Source organism: Brucella sp. NBRC 12950 (assembly GCF_030268145.1).
Classification (GTDB): domain Bacteria; phylum Pseudomonadota; class Alphaproteobacteria; order Rhizobiales; family Rhizobiaceae; genus Brucella.
Genome location: NZ_BSQC01000014.1, coordinates 78,562 through 96,572, shown reverse-complemented (window position 1 = coordinate 96,572; position 18,011 = coordinate 78,562). Strand labels below are relative to the sequence as shown.

The following is an 18,011-nucleotide window of genomic DNA, read 5'->3' as shown; positions in this document are numbered from 1 at the left end:
GTCGCTGACCGGTGCTTCGGCCTCAGCCCTGCGACGGCTTCCAATCGGATGAAGGAATGGTGTTGATCATCCACGGAATTCCGAACCTGTCGACAAGGGAACCGAAACCAGGTGACCAGAAGGTCTCCCCGAAGGGCATGACGGCTTTGCCACCTTCAGCGAGCTGCTCGAACCAGCGCTGGGCCTCGCCTTTATCCTGGGTGTGCAAAGTCACATCAAAACCATTTTTTGGCTTGTCGATATTGCGCGACCATTCAACATCCATATCTGCACCCATCAAGGCCTGATCACCGACCTGAAGCCAACAGTGCATCAGCCAGTTTCTGTACTTCTCATCTGTAATGGGCATGTCTGGAGGACCATCGCCGTAGGGCATTGCGGCGGTAATCTCTCCACCGAGGACCTTGGCATAGAATTGAAACGCTTCACGACACTGGCCCTGAAAGCTCAGGCTTGTCACAATCTTCATGATGGTCTCTCCCATTGAAATGCAATGCGTCAAGTAATGTGGCCACACCAATCCAACTTGGCACACCCTCCTCCGATTTATCTTGCCGGGAACGGGGAGAGGACTGCGTTAATGCGGCGGTCGCATCCGTTTCTACACTGCCTAGACCGCACCCATTAAAGCGATCACCGTCCACGATACATTGATATCAAACTAATTATGCGCGTATGTCAAGCGGTCGACCCGACGCCCCCGCCAATCTTAACCCCCGCGATCGGCGCGAGACCATGGTGAAGAACTGAGGAGCGGACATTACGTCTTTCAGAACGAACAGTTATAGGACTAACTTTTTTTTCAGTCACCAACGATCGATGGAGCAATTATCCGCTATCGAAAGCAAAACGGCTCCTCCATTGAGCCCAAAGTCATCACTGCTATGACAGCTGGATGCTTGATCAATCAAGCGTTCATGAAACAAATTGACTAAAACGTTTCAATGTTTCCCCACGTCCGTCCAATGCGAAGCGGGCTTCGAGAAACGCGCCATTTTGAACAAAACGATTGATACATCTAACGTATATCAGATGGAGACGCGGACAAGAATCTGGAAAGAAAAATATTAATTCGAATAAAATTTGAAAAGTCTGAATAAATAGGATAAATATCAGATATCGATATTTTGCTAAAGAGTTTTTGCTTACTGCACATTTAGCACCGTGCGCTGATCGAACCCCCTTTTAGAAAATCGTATCACTTTCGGCATGCCTCGGCATGCCGTTGACTATATTTCATTGAAAGGGTTCAGCATGACCACTGGAACAGTTAAATGGTTCAATACGACGAAGGGCTTTGGCTTTATCCAGCCCGATAATGGCAGCGCAGATGTCTTCGTTCACATCTCAGCGGTCGAGCGCTCTGCTATGTCTTCAATTAATGAGGGCCAGAAACTGACCTATGAGCTGGAAGAGGATCGCAGATCTGGAAAAATGTCGGCTTGTAACCTTCAGGCCGTTTAATGAAGTTATCTTCTAATCCTTGACCACGGATGTACTGGCAACGGACTAGAGGATTTCTTTTAAAGGGTCGAGTGCACGCTCGGCCCTTTTTATTAGTCTTTTGTGGGAAACAAACAGTTGCTGATGCGTTATCTTTGAACACTGCCACAGAAGAGCCGGTCAAAATTGACCCGACGCGCCATAATAAAGGCCTCTTATCTGATGTGCGGCCACCATTGAACCAAACCAATCTCCAAGGAAATAGTGATGCGAGAGGTAAAAATTTCAAATCATTTTTAACGGAGCGGGGGATTCTCGACAATCCGTGCAAAATTGTCTGCCAACCATTCCAAGCTATGGAGACCGAAGCGGTGACCACTAAAGATCCAAAAGACACGATTTTCAAGCCGATACTTTCTCGAATGGAAGCGCAAAAAGCTGCGACCGATAAGTCAGCGAAGGCAATTCTTAATCAGGAAAAAAGCGCAAAAGACGCAAAAACTCTGCGGCTGAGAGCCGCCAGGATTGCTCGAGATGAAAACCCATAACAATCAAAGGAGATATTTTGCAAGTTCTAGTCCGTGATAACAACATCGATCAGGCGCTCCGCGTCCTTAAAAAGAAATTGCAGCGTGAGGGCGTCTTTCGGGAAATGAAGGCTCGCCGCGCTTACGAAAAGCCATCTGAGAAGCGCAATCGGGAAAAAGAAGCGGCTATAAGTCGTGCGCGCAAAGAGGCAAAAAAGAAAGCTCAGCGCGAGGGGTTGCTTCCGAAGCCGAAGAAGAAGCCATTTTTGCGAAAGTCGCCTACACAGCAGCCGACAGAGCAGCAAAAAGAAGCTTAGTAATTCTGCAGGCGCGCGGCACTAGCCGCGCCGCCACATAGATATTACATTGACGATTTGCTGCTTCGAAGCCCTGTCAATTAATGTCGCTGGATGTCAGATTCGAGGATCGAGTATCCGTCAATTTAGAATAAGTTTTCATCAGGGAACAGACGATAATCCCCAATTCCGTCTCGTTGATTGACAGTTTCTGGTCAACCCATGCCACGCCAGCTCCCAGCGGCCTATGACTTGAGCATGGGCGGCTGCGCTTTCGCTACAGCCCTTTACGTCGGAATTTCCTACCTCTTCGCAATTTCCCCCCTCTTCGCAATGCCGATGCGAATGAGACGGAGGGATCATTTATCCCTCCCCAACGATATCAACGTTCTTTTCCGGCCTGCAACTCCTCAAAGGCAATCTGCAATTTTGCACCTATCATGGCGAAAGGTTCGGGTGGTATCCAGCTCGGGCCATTCATACTCAGGCGGTCAGTCAGGAGTTGAGAACCCGCACCGGATGCCAAATCGGCAAGCAGAACGCCCTGGCTTGTTCCCCGAAGGACGCCCGCTCCCCCACAACCGACTGATACAAACATTCCTGGATAGGCCTCTCCAAAATAGAAGCCACCATTGTGTGTTACAGCTGTAAATCCGCCCCATACAAATTCAAATTCATGTGTTCGCATATGCGGGAACCGGTTTTTATACAAACTGGTGAGCATCGCTCTTGCTCGTTCGGGAGCAAGCTCGGTCTCGTATGAGTCACCGCTGCGGATTAACAGCCTTCTGCTTGTCTTTCTCATAGTTGTGCCCATGCGGTGGGCAGGTAGTATTCCCCATTTGGATGCCTCACCTAGATTTGCTAGTTCACCTTCGTCTAGTTCAGGTGTGAAGGCTCCATATGTCAGGATTCCAATCATTCTATTGCGAACAACGCCCAGCTCACGAGCATGAAGATTGTTAGTGATAAATACCCGATCAGCAATAAAATCACCCTGGTTCGTCTTAAGACAGAACGGCGAACTCTTTGAGACGGACTGAACGACAATGTTCTCAACTAAGTGCACAGACGAAGGGAGGTTGTCCGCCAGTCCTCTGTGCAAAGCTGCGGGTTGAATAAGAACCTTTGTTAACGACTCTAGACCGTAACGATAGTATTTGGTTCCAATGATTTGAGCCAATTCATTTGGAGAATACTCCCTAGGGTTAATGCCCCAGTTACGATAGGTAGCAACCGTCGCCCGAGCGCTTTTTTCTACACGCGGCGTGGCGGCGGCCGTAATTGCCAACGGGTTTTCATCCCAGTCGCAATCGATCGAGTAGCGATAAACCTGTTTCTTAAGCTCGTCCAGACCAGCCTGGACAATGTTCATCTGCCTTAAGGCCCAGTCAGCTGCAAAACCCTCTGCGTTGGCACTCGGTTCACCTGGATTGATCAGCAAATAACCCGAGTTTCGACCAGAGGCACCCTCCCCAATTGTCGAAGCTTCCAGAAGCAATATTGGTTCATCGGGATTTAGTTCCGCTAAACGCCGCGCGGTTGCAAGGCCAGTGTAGCCGGCCCCTACGACAATGTTTCGAAAGCGCCGGGTTTTTGGAAGAACCGTTTGGGCCACCCGAGGCGGCAGAAGCGCGTTCCAGCCAGACCCCGATTTATATTTAGGAGCCATCTGCATAGTTTTCTCCACGACTTATCGACACGCCTTAACCAGCCGTGCACGATCGTTACGCAAGCTCGTCGATTACGAGCCCCATGTGTTTGATTTGGTTAACAAATCATCCGACTATCTTACGGATGGTCTTCATGAAGATTCGAGCGCCTATACCAATTAGAGCATCTGGATAGTCGTAATCTGGATTGTGCAAACCTGGATGCCCTTCCCCTGCTCCGAGAAAAAACATTGCGGACGGGGCGACACTCCGAAATAGGCCGAAGTCTTCACCGGGCCTGATCGGGAGAATATCTCTGCTTTCACCATGCGCAATACCTAATTCATCCAGTGCATGACGGATGGCCGATACAGGTTCTGGTGAATTGAAACACTGTCGGAATATCTGATGGTATGACACAACAGCATTCAAACTAGCGGCTTCCGCTAGCTCATGCACCATTCCTTCAACCGTCGCCATCAGTTCCGCCATTTTTCCGTCGGTCATTGTGCGAAGCGTTACCCATATCTCGCCATGGCCAGGACTGATCCCGAAATTTTCATCTCCAATAAAAGCGTGTGTGACTGTGGCCTGCCTGAAATCGTCATTAACTACGGTTGCAGTGCCGACTGCTGTTAAAGTACTGAGCAGTCGCGCGATCGTTAATGTTGGCGCAACGCCTTCCTCCGGCGAGGCCGCGTGGGCAGTCTTACCATCAAACGCAATCTTCATGCCCCTCGTCGCACAATTTACAGCCCCATCTTTGAGGGCAACAAATCCCAAAGGCAGCCCCGGGAAGTTGTGCTGCGACAGCACCATGTCAGGCTTGATCAATGCAAATTTCGGATCGGTAATCACGGCAGCCGCACCTGCTCCATTTTCCTCCGAAGGTTGGAACAGCAGAACGGCACGCCCGCGTTTTGGTCGGGATTCACCGAGCCCAACGCCGATTGCAAGAAGCGTTGCGCTGTGACCATCGTGACCGCAAAGATGGCCTTTTCCCGGAATTTCCGATCGGTAAGGTAGGCTAGATAATTCCTGAATTGGAAGCGCATCGAGTTCGGAGCGGAGCATCACTGTCGGGCCCTCTTCCAAACCGCGATAGATCGCAGCGACACCATTCCCCCCAAGTCCAGAGATGATCTCATCAGCGCCAGTTTTTTCCAGCGCCTCAATTACCTTACCGGCTGTCTCTGATTCCTCACCTGAAATTTCGGGCCGTCGGTGCAATGCATGGCGAAATGCAACAATATCGGACAATTGATCGTCATTTAAAAACATAGGATTCCCTGCTTCAAAGAAGCTGCACCCGCATGCCGGGTAGCGAAGCGATTACGACTTTGAACTACTGCGACAAATGCTTGCGTAAGAATGATCTCGTTCGTTCCTCGGTGGGGTTTACAAAGACTTGAGCTGGATCACCCTGCTCGACGACGACACCACCATCCATAAACATCACGTGATCAGACACCTCAGATGCGAAGCGCATCTCATGGGTCACGATGAGCATAGTCATGTGCTCAGCCGCAAGCTGCTTCATGACCAAGTTAACCTCCTCGACAAGCTCCGGGTCGAGCGCTGATGTTGCTTCATCAAACAGCATGACTTTGGGCTGCATCGCGAGAGCGCGCGCAATCGCAACCCGCTGCTTTTGACCGCCTGATAACCGCGCCGGATATGCTTTGCCCTTATCCGCCAAACCAACTTTTTCAAGCATTCCATTAGCGAGGTTTAGTGCTTCAACCTTATTCAATCCCTTAAGCCGCATGGGAGCTATCATAATATTGTTGAGGACATCGAGATGAGGAAACAGGTTAAATTGTTGAAAGACCATTCCCATTTCCTGGCGTATGCGATTGATGTGTCTTTCAAAAGCTCGCCCCTTCAAAGGTCGATTAACCTGGTTTCCATCAAGCCATATCTCACCGCCCGAGATCTCTTCAAGCATATTGATCGATCGCAGCAGTGTACTCTTGCCGGACCCGCTCGGTCCGATAATCGATACAATCTTCCCACGGGCGACACTTAAATCTATGCCCTTTAAGACTTCATGTTGTCCGTAAGACTTGCGGATATGCCGCAGCTCAATCATGGGTTCTTGATGCTTCATCGGATAGCTTCCGCTTTCTTGGCGGCCTTGCTCAGGACGAATTCCATCGCGAGATTCACGATGTAATAGAGAACAGCGGCGGCAAAGTAGAATTCGAATGGGCGATATGTCTCGCTAATACCTCGCTGTGCAGCGAGGACTAGCTCCGTGATTCCAAGCACTGAAAGGACAGCGGTGTCCTTTAGAAGGATAATACTGTTGTTCCCAACTTGCGGCAAGGCTGTAAGAATTGCTTGGGGAACAATGAAGTGGCGCAAAGTAGCAATCCTACCAAAACCAAGCGTTCGTGCTGCTTCCGTCTGACCATGATCGATAGCTTTCAAGGATGCACGGAAAATATCAGCGTTGTACGCGGCATAATGGAAACCCAAGCCAATCACACCAGTCCAAAATGCGGGAAGCATGACACCGATCTGTGAAAGACCATAGTAAAGCATATAAAGTTGGAGAAGAAGGGGAGTTCCCATGAAGAGAAACATCACTGCGCGAATTGGCAAGCTTGCAAACTTCGGCGCATATAATGTCGTTACAGCGATGACCATTCCCAAGACAACACTCACTGTACCAGCAAGCAGCGTAATAAGGACAGTCCATGTCAGTCCAGTGAGCAATAGACCCCAATAGGAAGGAACCACGCTAAAGTCGAGGCTCATGCGTTCGCTCCCTGCTCTGCAACGAATCGGCCTTCTAGAAAGCGGATGACGATTGAGATGGCTGCAATTATAAGGAGGTAGGCAGCGCCTGCGAGAGCAAAGACTTCGAAAGGCTTATAGGTAGAGGTGACAAATCGCTGTGCACTGTAGGTAAGTTCTACGACGCCAATCGTCGAGACCAATGCTGTACCCTTCGATAGGATGATAGTGTTGACCCCTAATGAACGGACCATCAGCGGTGCTGCCTGAGGCAAGACAAACAATTTCATTGTGTCGAACCGACTGAAGCCTAACGATCGGGCTGCCTCACTTTGCCCTTTGTCAACGGAGAGGATTGCGCCTTTCATCCCTTCGGACATGTATGCGCCGATATTAAAACCCATAGTTAGCACCGCCGCTACAAAGGGCGTCATTTCTAGACCAAACTGGGGCCCTCCGAAATATACCAGAAACAGCTGCACGAGCAGGGGGGTTCCCCGCACCACGCTTACATAAGCTGCCGCTAGCCAACGAAGCACTGCAATCGGCGAGAATCGACACCATGTTAGAAAGACAGCTACCAAAAGCCCTATGACCAGCGAAACGATCGTCAAAGCAATCGTCATGAGAGCGGCATCAGCTATGAACGGTAGGATCCGTACGACCAGCCCAATATCCATGTGCAGACTTTCCTGAGACCAAACGCCGACAGCGTTTGGATTGGCGGGCTATGAAGCCCACCAATTCCTAAAGAACGGTTTGGGGCGCCTCCGCGCGGCGACCCTTGGGGCCAAACTATCTAATGTCTCTGCCGACCCATTTTTTAGCGATAGCATCATAAGTGCCATCCGCCATGATCTCGTCAAGAGCTGCCTTTAGAGCAGCAGCAAGCTCGGGATTATTCTTTCGAATAGCGAACCCCACATCGAAGCGCGGCATCTGCTCTTCCATGAGCTGCTCAATGGGAGCATTGCTTTTGGCGATCGCCACATAAACAGGTATGTCATCGGCGACAATTGCATCAACTCGACCCGCATTTAGGTCAAGGAGCAACTCCGGGAGACCTTTGTAGGTACGGACGACAAATTTGTTCTCGTCACGAACCCATTTTTCAGCAGCCTCACCAAGCGTCACGCCAACCGTCTTGCCCTCAAGTTCCGCAGCACTTCGGGCCGATGAACCTTTACGAACGAATATTCCCAATCCTGTGCGATAATAGGGACCAACGAAGTCAACTGCCTTCTTGCGCTCTTCTGTGATACCCATAGATCCGATGATGGTATCATACCGCCCTGTGACCAAACCGGCAATAATTCCGTCCCACGATGTCGTGATTGTATTGGGTTCAACCTTTAATCGACGGGCGATTTCCGCAGCGATGTCGACGTCGAATCCAACCAATGTATTCGTTTCATCGACAAAACTGAAAGGTGGGAATACTCCAGACACTGCATTCGATAATTTGCCCGCAGATTGGATTTTCTCAAGATCGTCAGCTTTTGATGCCATGCCAGATAACGCTAAACCCAACGCGACCAGTGAGAGCGATACTATTCTAGATATTCCCATTTAAGATTCCCCTTGTTAGAGATCCTGAAAATCTCTGCTTGTTGTGTTGTTTATTATGCTTTCTTGCAGTGCTACACGCACGTGCGAAAACTTCGGGCAGTTTCGTATGCCATCGTCGCTGCTGCGAGGTCTGCTAACGCCGTCCCAACCGCCTTAAAGGTTGTTATTTGCTCCGGCGCACTTCGCCCGCAAACTCCCTCAGTGCAAAGTTCCCTTAGCGAACCTGCGAGCGTGGATGCAACGAACGCGCCGCTCTCTATAGCCTGAGTAAAGTCTCCCGCCTCATGAAGAGCGGCCTCAGTGTCGACATAGACACTTGAGCGTTCGAGGGTTTCATCATCCGCTTCGCGCATTGTCGGAGTGAATCCACCTATCAAGTCCACATGGGCACCTTGCTTTAGCCACTCTCCCTTGATAATCGGTGTCGTAGCCAATGTAGCGGACGTAACAATATCGGCGTCGCGCACGCTGTGCTCCAATTTTGAAGCAACATACGCATCAAAGCCAACCGCTTGCAGGCGCTTTGCCATGACATCCGCACTTTCCAAGTTTATATCCCAAATACCCACGCGCCGTATTTTTCTGACTGCTGAATAGGCTTCGGGTAAGAGACTTGCTACCCGACCAGAACCCAAAACAAGCAAGTTTTCTGCATCCTTTCGCGCGAGAAAGGATGCTGCCAACGCTGACACCGCAACGGTACGCCGGGTGGTTATGGCATTACCGTCGATTGTGGCGAGTTGAACTCCAGTGCCACCGTCAAAAAGCAGATAGCTGGACGTGAGACCAGGAATCCCTCGACTTGTATTGCCCGGAAAGACAGTAACGACCTTGACACCAAGATAACCGCCATCTGCTGCGTTTGTCTGCCAGGACGGCATCAACAGCAACGTAGCATCCGGTTGATCTTGAACCGAAATTTTATGGTGGTGGCGCTGAGGTGCTACGCACCCCGCGATAAACGCTTTTCGCAATTGCTCAATCAGCTGAGGCAATGGCAGGAGGGACGATGCATCCTCAAAGGAAATGTTCATAGTGGACGCGCTGACCATTGTGATGAAGACTTTCATGGAGTGGATTGCAAATTATTGTTGCGTGCGGCTGTACTGTTCCTGCCGAAATTCCATTTAAAGTGAAACTGCTGGTGATTGACCTAGAGCTTGCTGATCTCGAAGATGTCTCGTTTCACTTCAAAACAGTCGCTTTCGAGCTTTTATGATCCTCCAATTCAGGCCTCCTGCAAGCAGGTTTTTGAGCCGGTAATAGGCCTAATAGCGCTTATTGAAAACTTTTTCAATAAGAAAATATGCCTTGCGTTTATATGGCCAAATCGGCCAGAACGCGGAAGAAGCTTGTGTTAAGAAATAGACTGATATTACAGAGGGATGACGCGCTTTTTGCCATCCGTTAGCGCGGCTTTGTTTGAATAGTTGCCCCAACGCCACGCCAGCGTTTTATGTGCGGCGCCCTTTTTCTGAGCCATAATCAGTAACAATTGGCAGCAGTTTCCCCGTGGGTGAGCTCCTGATATATTTGCTGATATAGAAAGGCTGACCACCGGGGCATCACCCGTAGGGCACTTCGCAAGGATGGGGAACCCACCGCGACCTCGGACCGCTCGATCACATTCCTGAAAGGACAACGACTACGTGATGATCACTTCCGCCTGAGCCGGGTCGCAACGAGACTTTTGCAAGTGCTCGAGTAACCGAAAAAAACAAAATGTGTCCGCAAAATGGGGAAGTTTGAAGGGATTACTATCGGAGGTTAATGCGTAGTGGTGCTGTTGATCTGGATTTCAAAGCATACGTCACAGCGACGAGCCATTATCGACACGGCAGTTGCCCTCTCACCAATCAGCGACTGAACAAATGAGATAGATTGTTGGCGCGTCTGATAAAAATGAACAGTTCATTTAATCTCAGGATTAGGAACAGCTACCTGCTGTAGTGCCGGTATGGGGCGGACTAACGGTCCGAGTTGCGCTTCCAGAAGAGAATAGCACCCCTCAACCGCGTCTTCTCGAGAGACCGCTGTGGGGTCAAGGCACCATTCGAGCCACAAACCGTCAAAAAGGGCAATGAAATTTATTGCAAGCTGTCCTGATTTAACAATGAGGCCACGTTCAATTGCGAGCGCTGTTATATCCAACTCAAGCGCCTCTCGATACGAGCGCCAAAGCTGCCTATGCTGGGTCCTTAATGTTTCATTTTTATCGATCTCGCCCCAAAGCGACAGCCAAATATGAAGGTTATCCTTACTAAAATGCTTCTCGGAGAATTGGGCTTGAATGAGATCACATAGCCGCTGTTCCGGGTTGTTCGAAGCATTGGCACGGCTCTTGGCTGCTTCTAGAATCTGACGATGAACATCATCATAAAGAGAAACCTGGTATACCTCGGAAAGGATTTCATCCTTACCTGAGAAATGATGCGCAACAAGGCCAATGGAGACTTTCGCCTCCTTCCGAATATTATCTGTCGTCAGTGCCGTAATTCCGCCCCGGGAAAGGCAACGAGTCGCAGCTTCGACCAGCATGCGTCGACGTACAGCTGGTAATTCACGGCTGAATCTCGGCCCTCGTCGTTTGCTCTCCGTCATTCCCGCGCCTCTGATTTCACATAACATTTTGCCGCAGACACTGTCCGCAGATAGCAATTAAGCCACCTTATGGCAGATCGCTACGCACTAGTCAGCCCCCTTCCTGAACGCAATAAATCCAATACCGCGACCTGCGGTTGTTCTTTTTAGGCGTGCTTCTCACCAGGCCAAAACGCTTTGGGTGGGATCGATGTTTTTCATCTCTGACATTCGACTGCAGAAAAAGCCGCAAGCGCATCCGTTCGTGTTTGTGAGAAAGGTTTTCAGAAGCAGAAATTTTCTCTTTATGTTTTTCAAAAACGAAGAGAAATGGCACCTGCGTCAAAGCAATCACTCAGGTTTATGACGAAGGGGGCGGCGCCGGCGCACCGGGGTTGGCAATCTTTGCTCTGTTTTATATCCGGCGCGATCGCAGATCACTCGGAATAACCCAAGTCCATCAAGTGAAGGCTAAATTCTTTCGACGGTAACTTGGCTCTCTCAAGGGTCGATTCTCACTTTGGAAGTGTCGGATCACTTGGCGCTCGGCAACGAGGCACATCGCGTGAATGTCATTTCGACCAGCCAGTCACGGCCAATCACGTGGCTGCTGATGCAGTCAATGCATTGCATTACTGGGGCAAGGATTCATTCCGAATTTTACGTATCAGATAGTTGAGGTCGATCTCAATATTCATTCAACTTTGCACTCCTACTAAAAATGCATCACCAGCCCCAATATTGGGCCTTTTTGAACTACATCATAGACGAAATCATCGTGATTATAATTGACGCCCAGCGCGCGATAACCTGCAACTGCAGAGAGGTTGTCTCTGAGCTTGTACCCAAACGTTCCTGCTACATCCCAGTCAATCTTTGCTTGCCCAGCGCCCACGACGCCCCAGCCACTGACATAAAAGGAGTCAGTCAAGAAATATTTACCCCGCAATCCAGCTACCGCGTCGACCCATGTGGCACTATCACGTCTGCTGTGGCCGTCGAACACTTCACCCTCGAATGAAATTTCCGTACTCGCGTACCAAACGCGCCCTCCTGCCACAATATCAAGCCGGTTCAAACCCGCTTCAAACACACTGTAACCACCACCGAAAAAGCCAGAGAACGTCTCAGATTTAATGTCGATACTGTTGCTCAAAACGCCGTAGGGGGATTGGCCACCTGACGATATTTTTGTGTAGATAATATCGCTGAACAGACTATAACGATCGTAATGACCCTCAATGACTCCCATGAACGAAAAGTCAAGCTCTTTGAAAATGCTCTTGAAGTCGGAGGTCATCTTTGCGGGCGGTAACCCAAGCTGTCCGACGGTGCCGCTGATCCCCGCTCCCCAGAAATAAGGACTAGCATTAAAGCTCCACCCGGCCGGTTTGAGTTCCTCGCTTTGTGGCTGGGACACGGAGGCTAGCGAGGAACTGTCTGCCGCGGCGGCCACAGTCTGGCCAGCGATCAAAGCAATGAGCACGATTGCGCAAGATCTATAGTGATACATCAACCCCGTCCCGATATTTTGTTTTATGATCAGCCGTATACTTGAGTGTTATTGCATTTGCTCTGCGAGCGCGCGATCCTCAACATCGCAATCGACAGAAGGTCTATCAGCAGTTTCCACTTCCGTGCGCGCAGCTTTAATATCAGCGAGGTACTCGGGATTACTGTGCAGTTTAGCGACCGTGGACGCACCCATAATGCGTCCAGCGTCGACATCGCTTTGCCAATGGGCGTTACAGATCACCCTGCTTTGCCCAAATGATAACCCGCGCTTCAAGAGATCATCGCTTCGCTTTGGATTCACTTCTGCCAAGGTGAGCGCCCATGCCCAACCTGCTGCAGTGTGTCCGGATGGATACGAGCCATCCTGACGCAAAACGGACTCTTCGTCTGGTTGACATGTCCCTTCATTATGAACTACGAACGGCCGGGTCCTATTATACTTGTTCTTGACGCCATAAGTCGAAAGTCCGGCATCAGTGAGCACGCGCTGCATCAAACTATAAAGTCGTGGCGTCTTCTTTTCACTAATGTCCACGCCCATAGCGCAGGAGAAATTCTTGGCAGGCTGAGGGAATTGCAAATCCGCATCCGTTCGGGCCATGTCCCAGCGTGCTTTGCCACGCAGTGCGATTGTAGCCTCTCTTGCCGCTTCATCACGCGCCAGTGCCGCACTCCCACCCTGGGGCGGTGCGCCGAGCAAAACAAGACTATTGGGTAGGTCATTGGACTTGAGATAGCCCGGAGCAAGGTGAAAATGCGGATCTGTCACCTTCGGACCAACGCTATCTTGTGCTGATGCCGAACTCATGACCGGGGCAAAGATTGCAGCAACGCCAATGAGGGCGACCCGGTAGATACTGTTAAACATCAAACTTCTCCTAAAATAAGGTGCCGCCATCGCGCAAAACCAACGCTTACGCTTTCAACATTTGCCGGAAAAACAGCCGGTCGCAGCGTTGGCGTTCAGTGGAGCGGGCAAGGGCTGACCGCTTTCACTCCACCTGACCGCGAGATCTCTTGGATCAATTATTAATTGCTTTGGCTTCTGGGAACGTCCAATCACCGCTCACGACAGACTGATCTGGGCGATAGAGCCGCACCGTATAGTTCCAACCTTCAACTATAGGCAAACAGTTCGGAATTTTGCCATCGCAACCACCAAACTGTGCGGTCACCGAGCCGTCCGCATTTTTTGTCGCCGTAAGGTTATTGATCGAGTAGGCGTTGTGCTCGTTCTTTTCGAAGAACCCCTTGGCATTATAGACACTAATCGACCAAAAAGCCTTCACCGGAACTGTCTTCGGGACATTTAGGGTATAGACCGTTTTCCCATCATTTTTTTCAGGCGTGAAACTCGGATACATGGCATCCCTTTCCGGAATACCACCCCATCCTGAAGCCGTACCAATCAAATGCCGGATCGGATCGACCTGGCCGCGTGCTCCAAAAGAACCATTATACGAAGTCTGATGTTTTGCTAGGCCGAGCAACGCGGTACGGATGTCGGTGAGACTCTCGCCATCCCAGTCCGGAAGATCGAGTTCGCCTCGCTGGTTCTGCTGCACCTCAATCGCATCCTGAAGCTTATGGACTTCGTCGAGGTCCTTTGGATTATTCGGATCCACCAGAGTACGAATAGCGACGAAAGCATATCTGGTTCCAACCGACTTCTGGGTTAGCGTAACTGGCTTCGTTCCATAAGCTACAATAGGAAGATAGTGATCCTGATCGACAACCATCATCGACATATATCGCTTGCCTGTATCAGGCAGCGAAATTGTTGCTGGGCTTGCAGCGAGGTCAAACACAGCAAAGGAGTAAAGCGTATCACGGTTCATGCGAATGACAGTTTGCTTATCAATCGGCACAGGTTCCCGAGAATGCTTAAACTGGCCAAGTTGGCCTATGTCCTTGGCATTGGCGGCAAGATAATGGTCAGTCTCGGCGCGGATGAAACTATCAATAGTCACCGGAATGCCGGCACCAGACGTCTCGGCAAATGCGCCACCACTCCACACAACCGCGGCAACTGCGAGACTGATTCCAACCGAACGGAACATGGCAAACCTTTCATTTGTTCGTCTTACGACAACACCACCCTTTGCAGAATGCAGCGGGGACCAATCCAAATACCTTCAACGGACGACTAGTCGACCAGCTGCAGGATGTGACGCAGATCTTCTAGCATTGTCGAATTACTCGTCTTGCCATTTTGTGACATTTTCCGTTAGGTGGCGCAATTTTGCTATTCTGGGAACATAAACGTCAAAGTTGTGCGCAGTCCCCATTTCGGAGTTCCCACGGGGCCTTCCGCGTAGTAACGCCCACCCAGCTGGAAGCTCATCGCTTGATCGTTCACTTTGAAGACCTGAGTAGCACCCACATTGATTGGGACGGTCCACTGCTCTGCTTCCCAATCATATGTCGAGTCCACGCTCACAGACATCGATCGCCCGTGGCCGAAATTATAGGACACGAATGGCTGTAATAAGCTGGCACTTACGTCTTTCCTGCCAGACGGACCTGCGACGGACCAAACATGATTGCCCAACGCGCCCAATGTCCAGGCATTTTCCTGAACGAGCGCGACTGCTGTCGGCCCAAGCCCGAATTTACCGCTCCCCAGATAGTCGTCGGTGGCTGTTGGAAGCAGAAACACCGGCCCAATGCCCCAAATCAAGCCACCTGGCCCCGCTTTTTTAGGAGACAGAAAGAAGCTCGCATTTATATCGCCAAGTCCAGACACGCTGCCACCGGGCATGTAATCTCGATAGGCGATCGGGATGATCGTACGTGATATTACGTTCCAGTCGTCGTTCAAACTGAACGGAATTACCGGCTGAATATTAAGACCATACGCAAAACCATCTTCATGAGCACCGGCTCTAAAATCAAAGTTACTCTGCAAAGGCACGCTAATCAGGCTGGCGAGAGGATTAGCGAGCTGTTGAGAAAGATCGTCAGCCGACGACTGGGACCATGCGGCTCCGACATGCAACATAAAGAAGCTGCAGAATGAAATGATCGCGGCCCCGGCCTGCTTATGTGCCTTGAACGGTCGGTTTATCTCTTGCATTTTGCCCCCTTTAAGCAAACTCCGATCTTGCCGTCCATTCGCAAGTCGAAGTCGTTTCGTAGAGCAAGCGTTGGTAACCGCTAACGGAACTTAACAAGTGCTCGGATTAGTGAGCGTCACGCTCTGCTCAGAATGGTTTTAGCAGTTACCGCTGATCAGTCTTGCCATTTCGTGCCAAAGGCTAGTCCAATGGTTAAGGCCGCGCAAAGCATTCACACCGACTGCATTTGTTCCCGAAATTGACTGGGGGAGACCCCGGAAATCCTGCGGAAAGCGCGTGTAAAATGCGCAGGATCCGAATAACCCGACGCAAAGGCGATATCGATTATCTTGGCATTGGTCTCGCGTAATAGGCGGCTTGAGCGTTCAAATCTAACAGTGTCCAAGATATCCGAGTATACAAAATCAACATTCGCGAGTTTACGTTGGAACGTACGTGCGCTAACCCCTGCCATTTCCGCAATCTGTGCAAGTGTGGGGACACCTCCGTCAAGATAGGAGGGTAACATTAGTTTGAGCAGCTCAACAATATCGTAACCCGAAGGTCCATCCTCGATGATCTGAAGCGCGTTAAATGAGCGGGGAGACCGATTAGTGAGACTTAAGAATTTAGTCGGTATGCTTATCCATGCCGCATGCTGACCCGACAGAAAACGCACATTTGGCCAGAACGATTGCGTGGCTTCACTCGGAGTGTAATGAGCTTCAAAGGCCATTGCCGGTGGATTCCAGTCTGGACCAGTAAATTGTCGCACGATATAAATCGTGAAAATGTTTTGGAGCCACTGGGCATGTTCCAGATTCTGCAGTGTTTTGGCTATTGCGAGTTTGCTGCAAACCCGCACATGATCATCATCGTGTTCGATCCACATACTGAGGATCGTATCTTCCCTTGAAGCTTCGGTGCAGGCGTGCCGCAACGCAACCAGTAATGTCGGTGCATGCGCGATCAACGCTCTGGTTTTTTCTCTCAAATGTGAGAAATGCAGACGTTGGCTGGCTAGGAAACCGAAATCCGTAATGTCCTGGGATTTCTGAGCAGTTTCAATAAACCGTATAGCCGGCAAAACCGGAACGTAAAGCTCGCTTTTCGCCTCAAGCGACGAAGGCAGCTGAGATCTCCTTAAAAATGAACCAGTGGGTGCGCCCATTTCATCGAGTATTCCGATGAAGGGAAGAAGAAACTGGCCACGTGTCAAAGGAATATTGGCCATTGCATTGCGTCCCCCTTGCCGGCTGATGATTTTCTCGCAAGAAATCAAACAAAATACAACGCCTATGTTGGCGGACTGGCTTTCCTGAGCTCAAAGTGAACACCTAAGCGCAGAATTTTAGAGTTTCATTCAGTCAAATTCCAGCAAGCATGAGGAAAGGAGGGTATTATCAGGGCATAGCGCTCACAAAAATAGCATGACTAAAGGCAGGCCCATGGTCGCCTTCTGAGGTCGCACATCCGGTTGCCAAGACTTTCAGGACCCCGATGCTCTGTGCGGGATCTGCGGGCTGGACCCCAAGAAATGAGGGTTCGGCGCGAACGTCAGCACAAGTAGACAGATCGAAAGCGCATCTACGTGCAAAAAAAGAGTACAGTCTCCGATGGCCAGGAGTTATTTTCGTACAAGTCGGCTGATTGATCGAAATGAATAACGCCGCAAAAAACTTCGCGGCGTTGGTTGTGACATAAAACTAAAGAGGTTCGCTCTAGTTCCGCTTGGATTTAGCCAAGTCATTTGCAGGTGTAGCAAATCGTCCTGCGACGCCTTCAGCGACTCCCGCCTTGGCCTTCGACTTATCCTGCTTTGGCTTTCGGATTTCTCGATTACTCTTCTTTTGACCTTTGGCCATACTTATACTTCCTTCTTTAACGTTAATTATGAGTTCGTGAGAATGAAACCGCTCCTCGAAGGGATTAGTTTGCAGTTGCAAAAAAGGCCAGATTATCCACCTTTGGCGGCTCGGGATGCGTCAAGAAGGATTGATAGGGTCGGCGGACCAATCGGAACTCTAGAATAAGCATCTTTGCTGCAGCGAGATGGGCGGCTCTGTTCACTGCAGTATCATTGAGCCGATAGCCAGCGCGTCTCACTATTTCTCGCATCATGCGGAAATCGGAAGGGCCCCGATAAGGTTTGGTAGTTTTGGAAGACATAATGCCTCCTTCATGGGGGCGAGTTTCCACCCGCAATCGACAGCGCCCGTTTCAAATGCTGCCGAGATAAACACCTTGCGCTATCTGTGAAGAGAAAGCAACTAAGGCTGCAATATGTCCTGGAAGCAGAGAGGACAAGAGAGCAAGCAACCCAGAGCGCACATTGAGGCTTGTGCCGCTGTTTGGGCTAGGAATGAACGTCCTGCCCAGAAAACTCTGCACATCAGTGAGATTGATGGTCTCTTGCTTCTCCTCCCCGACCGCGTCGCGCTTTTCTGACAATGCGTTCAACAATTATACTTGGAATAGGCAGGCGCGGTTTAATCGCTCGCCCTGCCTTTTCTATTGCGCCTGGTAAACTAGTTTGCAAACGATCAGCTTTCTCGATTTTTTCAAAGCTTAAAAGGTCCAGCATTTTGATCGGATCTCGTCGGGTCGCCAGAAAAGCCGACATCAATCCTC

The 18,011-nt window shown here is 50.2% G+C and carries 18 protein-coding genes; 3 read left to right on the top strand and 15 right to left on the bottom strand.

Features of this window, described 5'->3' with window-relative positions; translation table 11 throughout:
* Positions 1-22: 22 nt before the first annotated feature.
* A complete protein-coding gene (locus QSJ70_RS21500) occupies positions 23-469 on the bottom strand; it encodes a VOC family protein (protein ID WP_215779344.1) in 447 nt (148 codons plus the stop codon).
* 785 nt (positions 470-1,254) lie between these two features.
* Between QSJ70_RS21500 and QSJ70_RS21495 the strand changes: the two genes are divergently transcribed.
* The 3 genes from QSJ70_RS21495 to rpsU all read left to right on the top strand — a co-directional run bounded on the left by QSJ70_RS21495 (position 1,255) and on the right by rpsU (position 2,287).
* Complete coding sequence (locus tag QSJ70_RS21495) at positions 1,255-1,464, top strand: cold-shock protein (protein WP_215779346.1); 210 nt, start codon at positions 1,255-1,257, stop codon at positions 1,462-1,464.
* Positions 1,465-1,799: 335 nt separating this feature from the next.
* Positions 1,800-1,991, top strand: coding sequence for a hypothetical protein (locus tag QSJ70_RS21490; protein ID WP_215780583.1), 192 nt, complete (start codon positions 1,800-1,802; stop codon positions 1,989-1,991).
* 17 nt (positions 1,992-2,008) lie between these two features.
* Positions 2,009-2,287, top strand: a complete 279-nt coding sequence (gene rpsU / locus QSJ70_RS21485; protein WP_215779347.1) for a 30S ribosomal protein S21 — start codon at positions 2,009-2,011, stop codon at positions 2,285-2,287.
* Between the two features lie 361 nt (positions 2,288-2,648).
* On the opposite strand, the gene QSJ70_RS21480 is transcribed toward rpsU, so the two are convergent.
* From QSJ70_RS21480 to QSJ70_RS21415, 14 genes are all read right to left on the bottom strand, one after another.
* The gene (locus QSJ70_RS21480) at positions 2,649-3,944 is read right to left on the bottom strand and encodes an NAD(P)/FAD-dependent oxidoreductase (RefSeq protein ID WP_285539446.1); all 1,296 of its coding nucleotides are present in this window, start codon (positions 3,942-3,944) and stop codon (positions 2,649-2,651) included.
* A 100-nt stretch (positions 3,945-4,044) separates the two neighbouring features.
* A complete protein-coding gene (locus QSJ70_RS21475; protein WP_285539445.1) occupies positions 4,045-5,199 on the bottom strand; it encodes an amidohydrolase in 1,155 nt (384 codons plus the stop codon).
* Between the two features lie 64 nt (positions 5,200-5,263).
* Positions 5,264-6,028: an amino acid ABC transporter ATP-binding protein gene (locus QSJ70_RS21470; RefSeq protein WP_285539443.1), complete on the bottom strand. Its 765-nt coding sequence runs from the start codon at positions 6,026-6,028 to the stop codon at positions 5,264-5,266.
* On the bottom strand, positions 6,025-6,681 hold the full coding sequence (locus tag QSJ70_RS21465; RefSeq protein ID WP_215779353.1) for an amino acid ABC transporter permease: 657 nt from the start codon (positions 6,679-6,681) through the stop codon (positions 6,025-6,027). The genes QSJ70_RS21470 and QSJ70_RS21465 overlap by 4 nt, the downstream gene beginning before the upstream one ends.
* On the bottom strand, positions 6,678-7,340 hold the full coding sequence (locus QSJ70_RS21460; RefSeq protein ID WP_215779355.1) for an amino acid ABC transporter permease: 663 nt from the start codon (positions 7,338-7,340) through the stop codon (positions 6,678-6,680). The genes QSJ70_RS21465 and QSJ70_RS21460 overlap by 4 nt, the downstream gene beginning before the upstream one ends.
* Before the next feature lie 115 nt (positions 7,341-7,455).
* Positions 7,456-8,229, bottom strand: a complete 774-nt coding sequence (locus QSJ70_RS21455) for a transporter substrate-binding domain-containing protein (RefSeq protein ID WP_215779357.1) — start codon at positions 8,227-8,229, stop codon at positions 7,456-7,458.
* A 71-nt stretch (positions 8,230-8,300) separates the two neighbouring features.
* Positions 8,301-9,281 (bottom strand): bifunctional Delta(1)-pyrroline-2-carboxylate/Delta(1)-piperideine-2-carboxylate reductase, encoded by a 981-nt coding sequence (lhpI, locus tag QSJ70_RS21450; RefSeq protein WP_215780585.1) that lies wholly within the window; start codon positions 9,279-9,281, stop codon positions 8,301-8,303.
* A gap of 859 nt (positions 9,282-10,140) precedes the next feature.
* Entirely contained in the window at positions 10,141-10,830 is a 690-nt protein-coding gene (locus QSJ70_RS21445) for a TetR/AcrR family transcriptional regulator (RefSeq protein WP_285539439.1), read from the bottom strand.
* 694 nt (positions 10,831-11,524) lie between these two features.
* Entirely contained in the window at positions 11,525-12,322 is a 798-nt protein-coding gene (locus QSJ70_RS21440) for a hypothetical protein (protein ID WP_285539437.1), read from the bottom strand.
* Positions 12,323-12,370: 48 nt separating this feature from the next.
* The gene (locus tag QSJ70_RS21435) at positions 12,371-13,192 is read right to left on the bottom strand and encodes an acid phosphatase (protein ID WP_252349149.1); all 822 of its coding nucleotides are present in this window, start codon (positions 13,190-13,192) and stop codon (positions 12,371-12,373) included.
* 154 nt (positions 13,193-13,346) lie between these two features.
* Entirely contained in the window at positions 13,347-14,384 is a 1,038-nt protein-coding gene (locus QSJ70_RS21430; RefSeq protein WP_285539435.1) for a DUF1254 domain-containing protein, read from the bottom strand.
* A 185-nt stretch (positions 14,385-14,569) separates the two neighbouring features.
* The gene (locus tag QSJ70_RS21425) at positions 14,570-15,400 is read right to left on the bottom strand and encodes a transporter (RefSeq protein WP_285539433.1); all 831 of its coding nucleotides are present in this window, start codon (positions 15,398-15,400) and stop codon (positions 14,570-14,572) included.
* Positions 15,401-15,612: 212 nt separating this feature from the next.
* Positions 15,613-16,614: a helix-turn-helix transcriptional regulator gene (locus QSJ70_RS21420; protein ID WP_285539430.1), complete on the bottom strand. Its 1,002-nt coding sequence runs from the start codon at positions 16,612-16,614 to the stop codon at positions 15,613-15,615.
* Between the two features lie 1,158 nt (positions 16,615-17,772).
* A complete protein-coding gene (locus QSJ70_RS21415; protein ID WP_285539428.1) occupies positions 17,773-18,003 on the bottom strand; it encodes a hypothetical protein in 231 nt (76 codons plus the stop codon).
* Positions 18,004-18,011 lie beyond the last annotated feature (8 nt).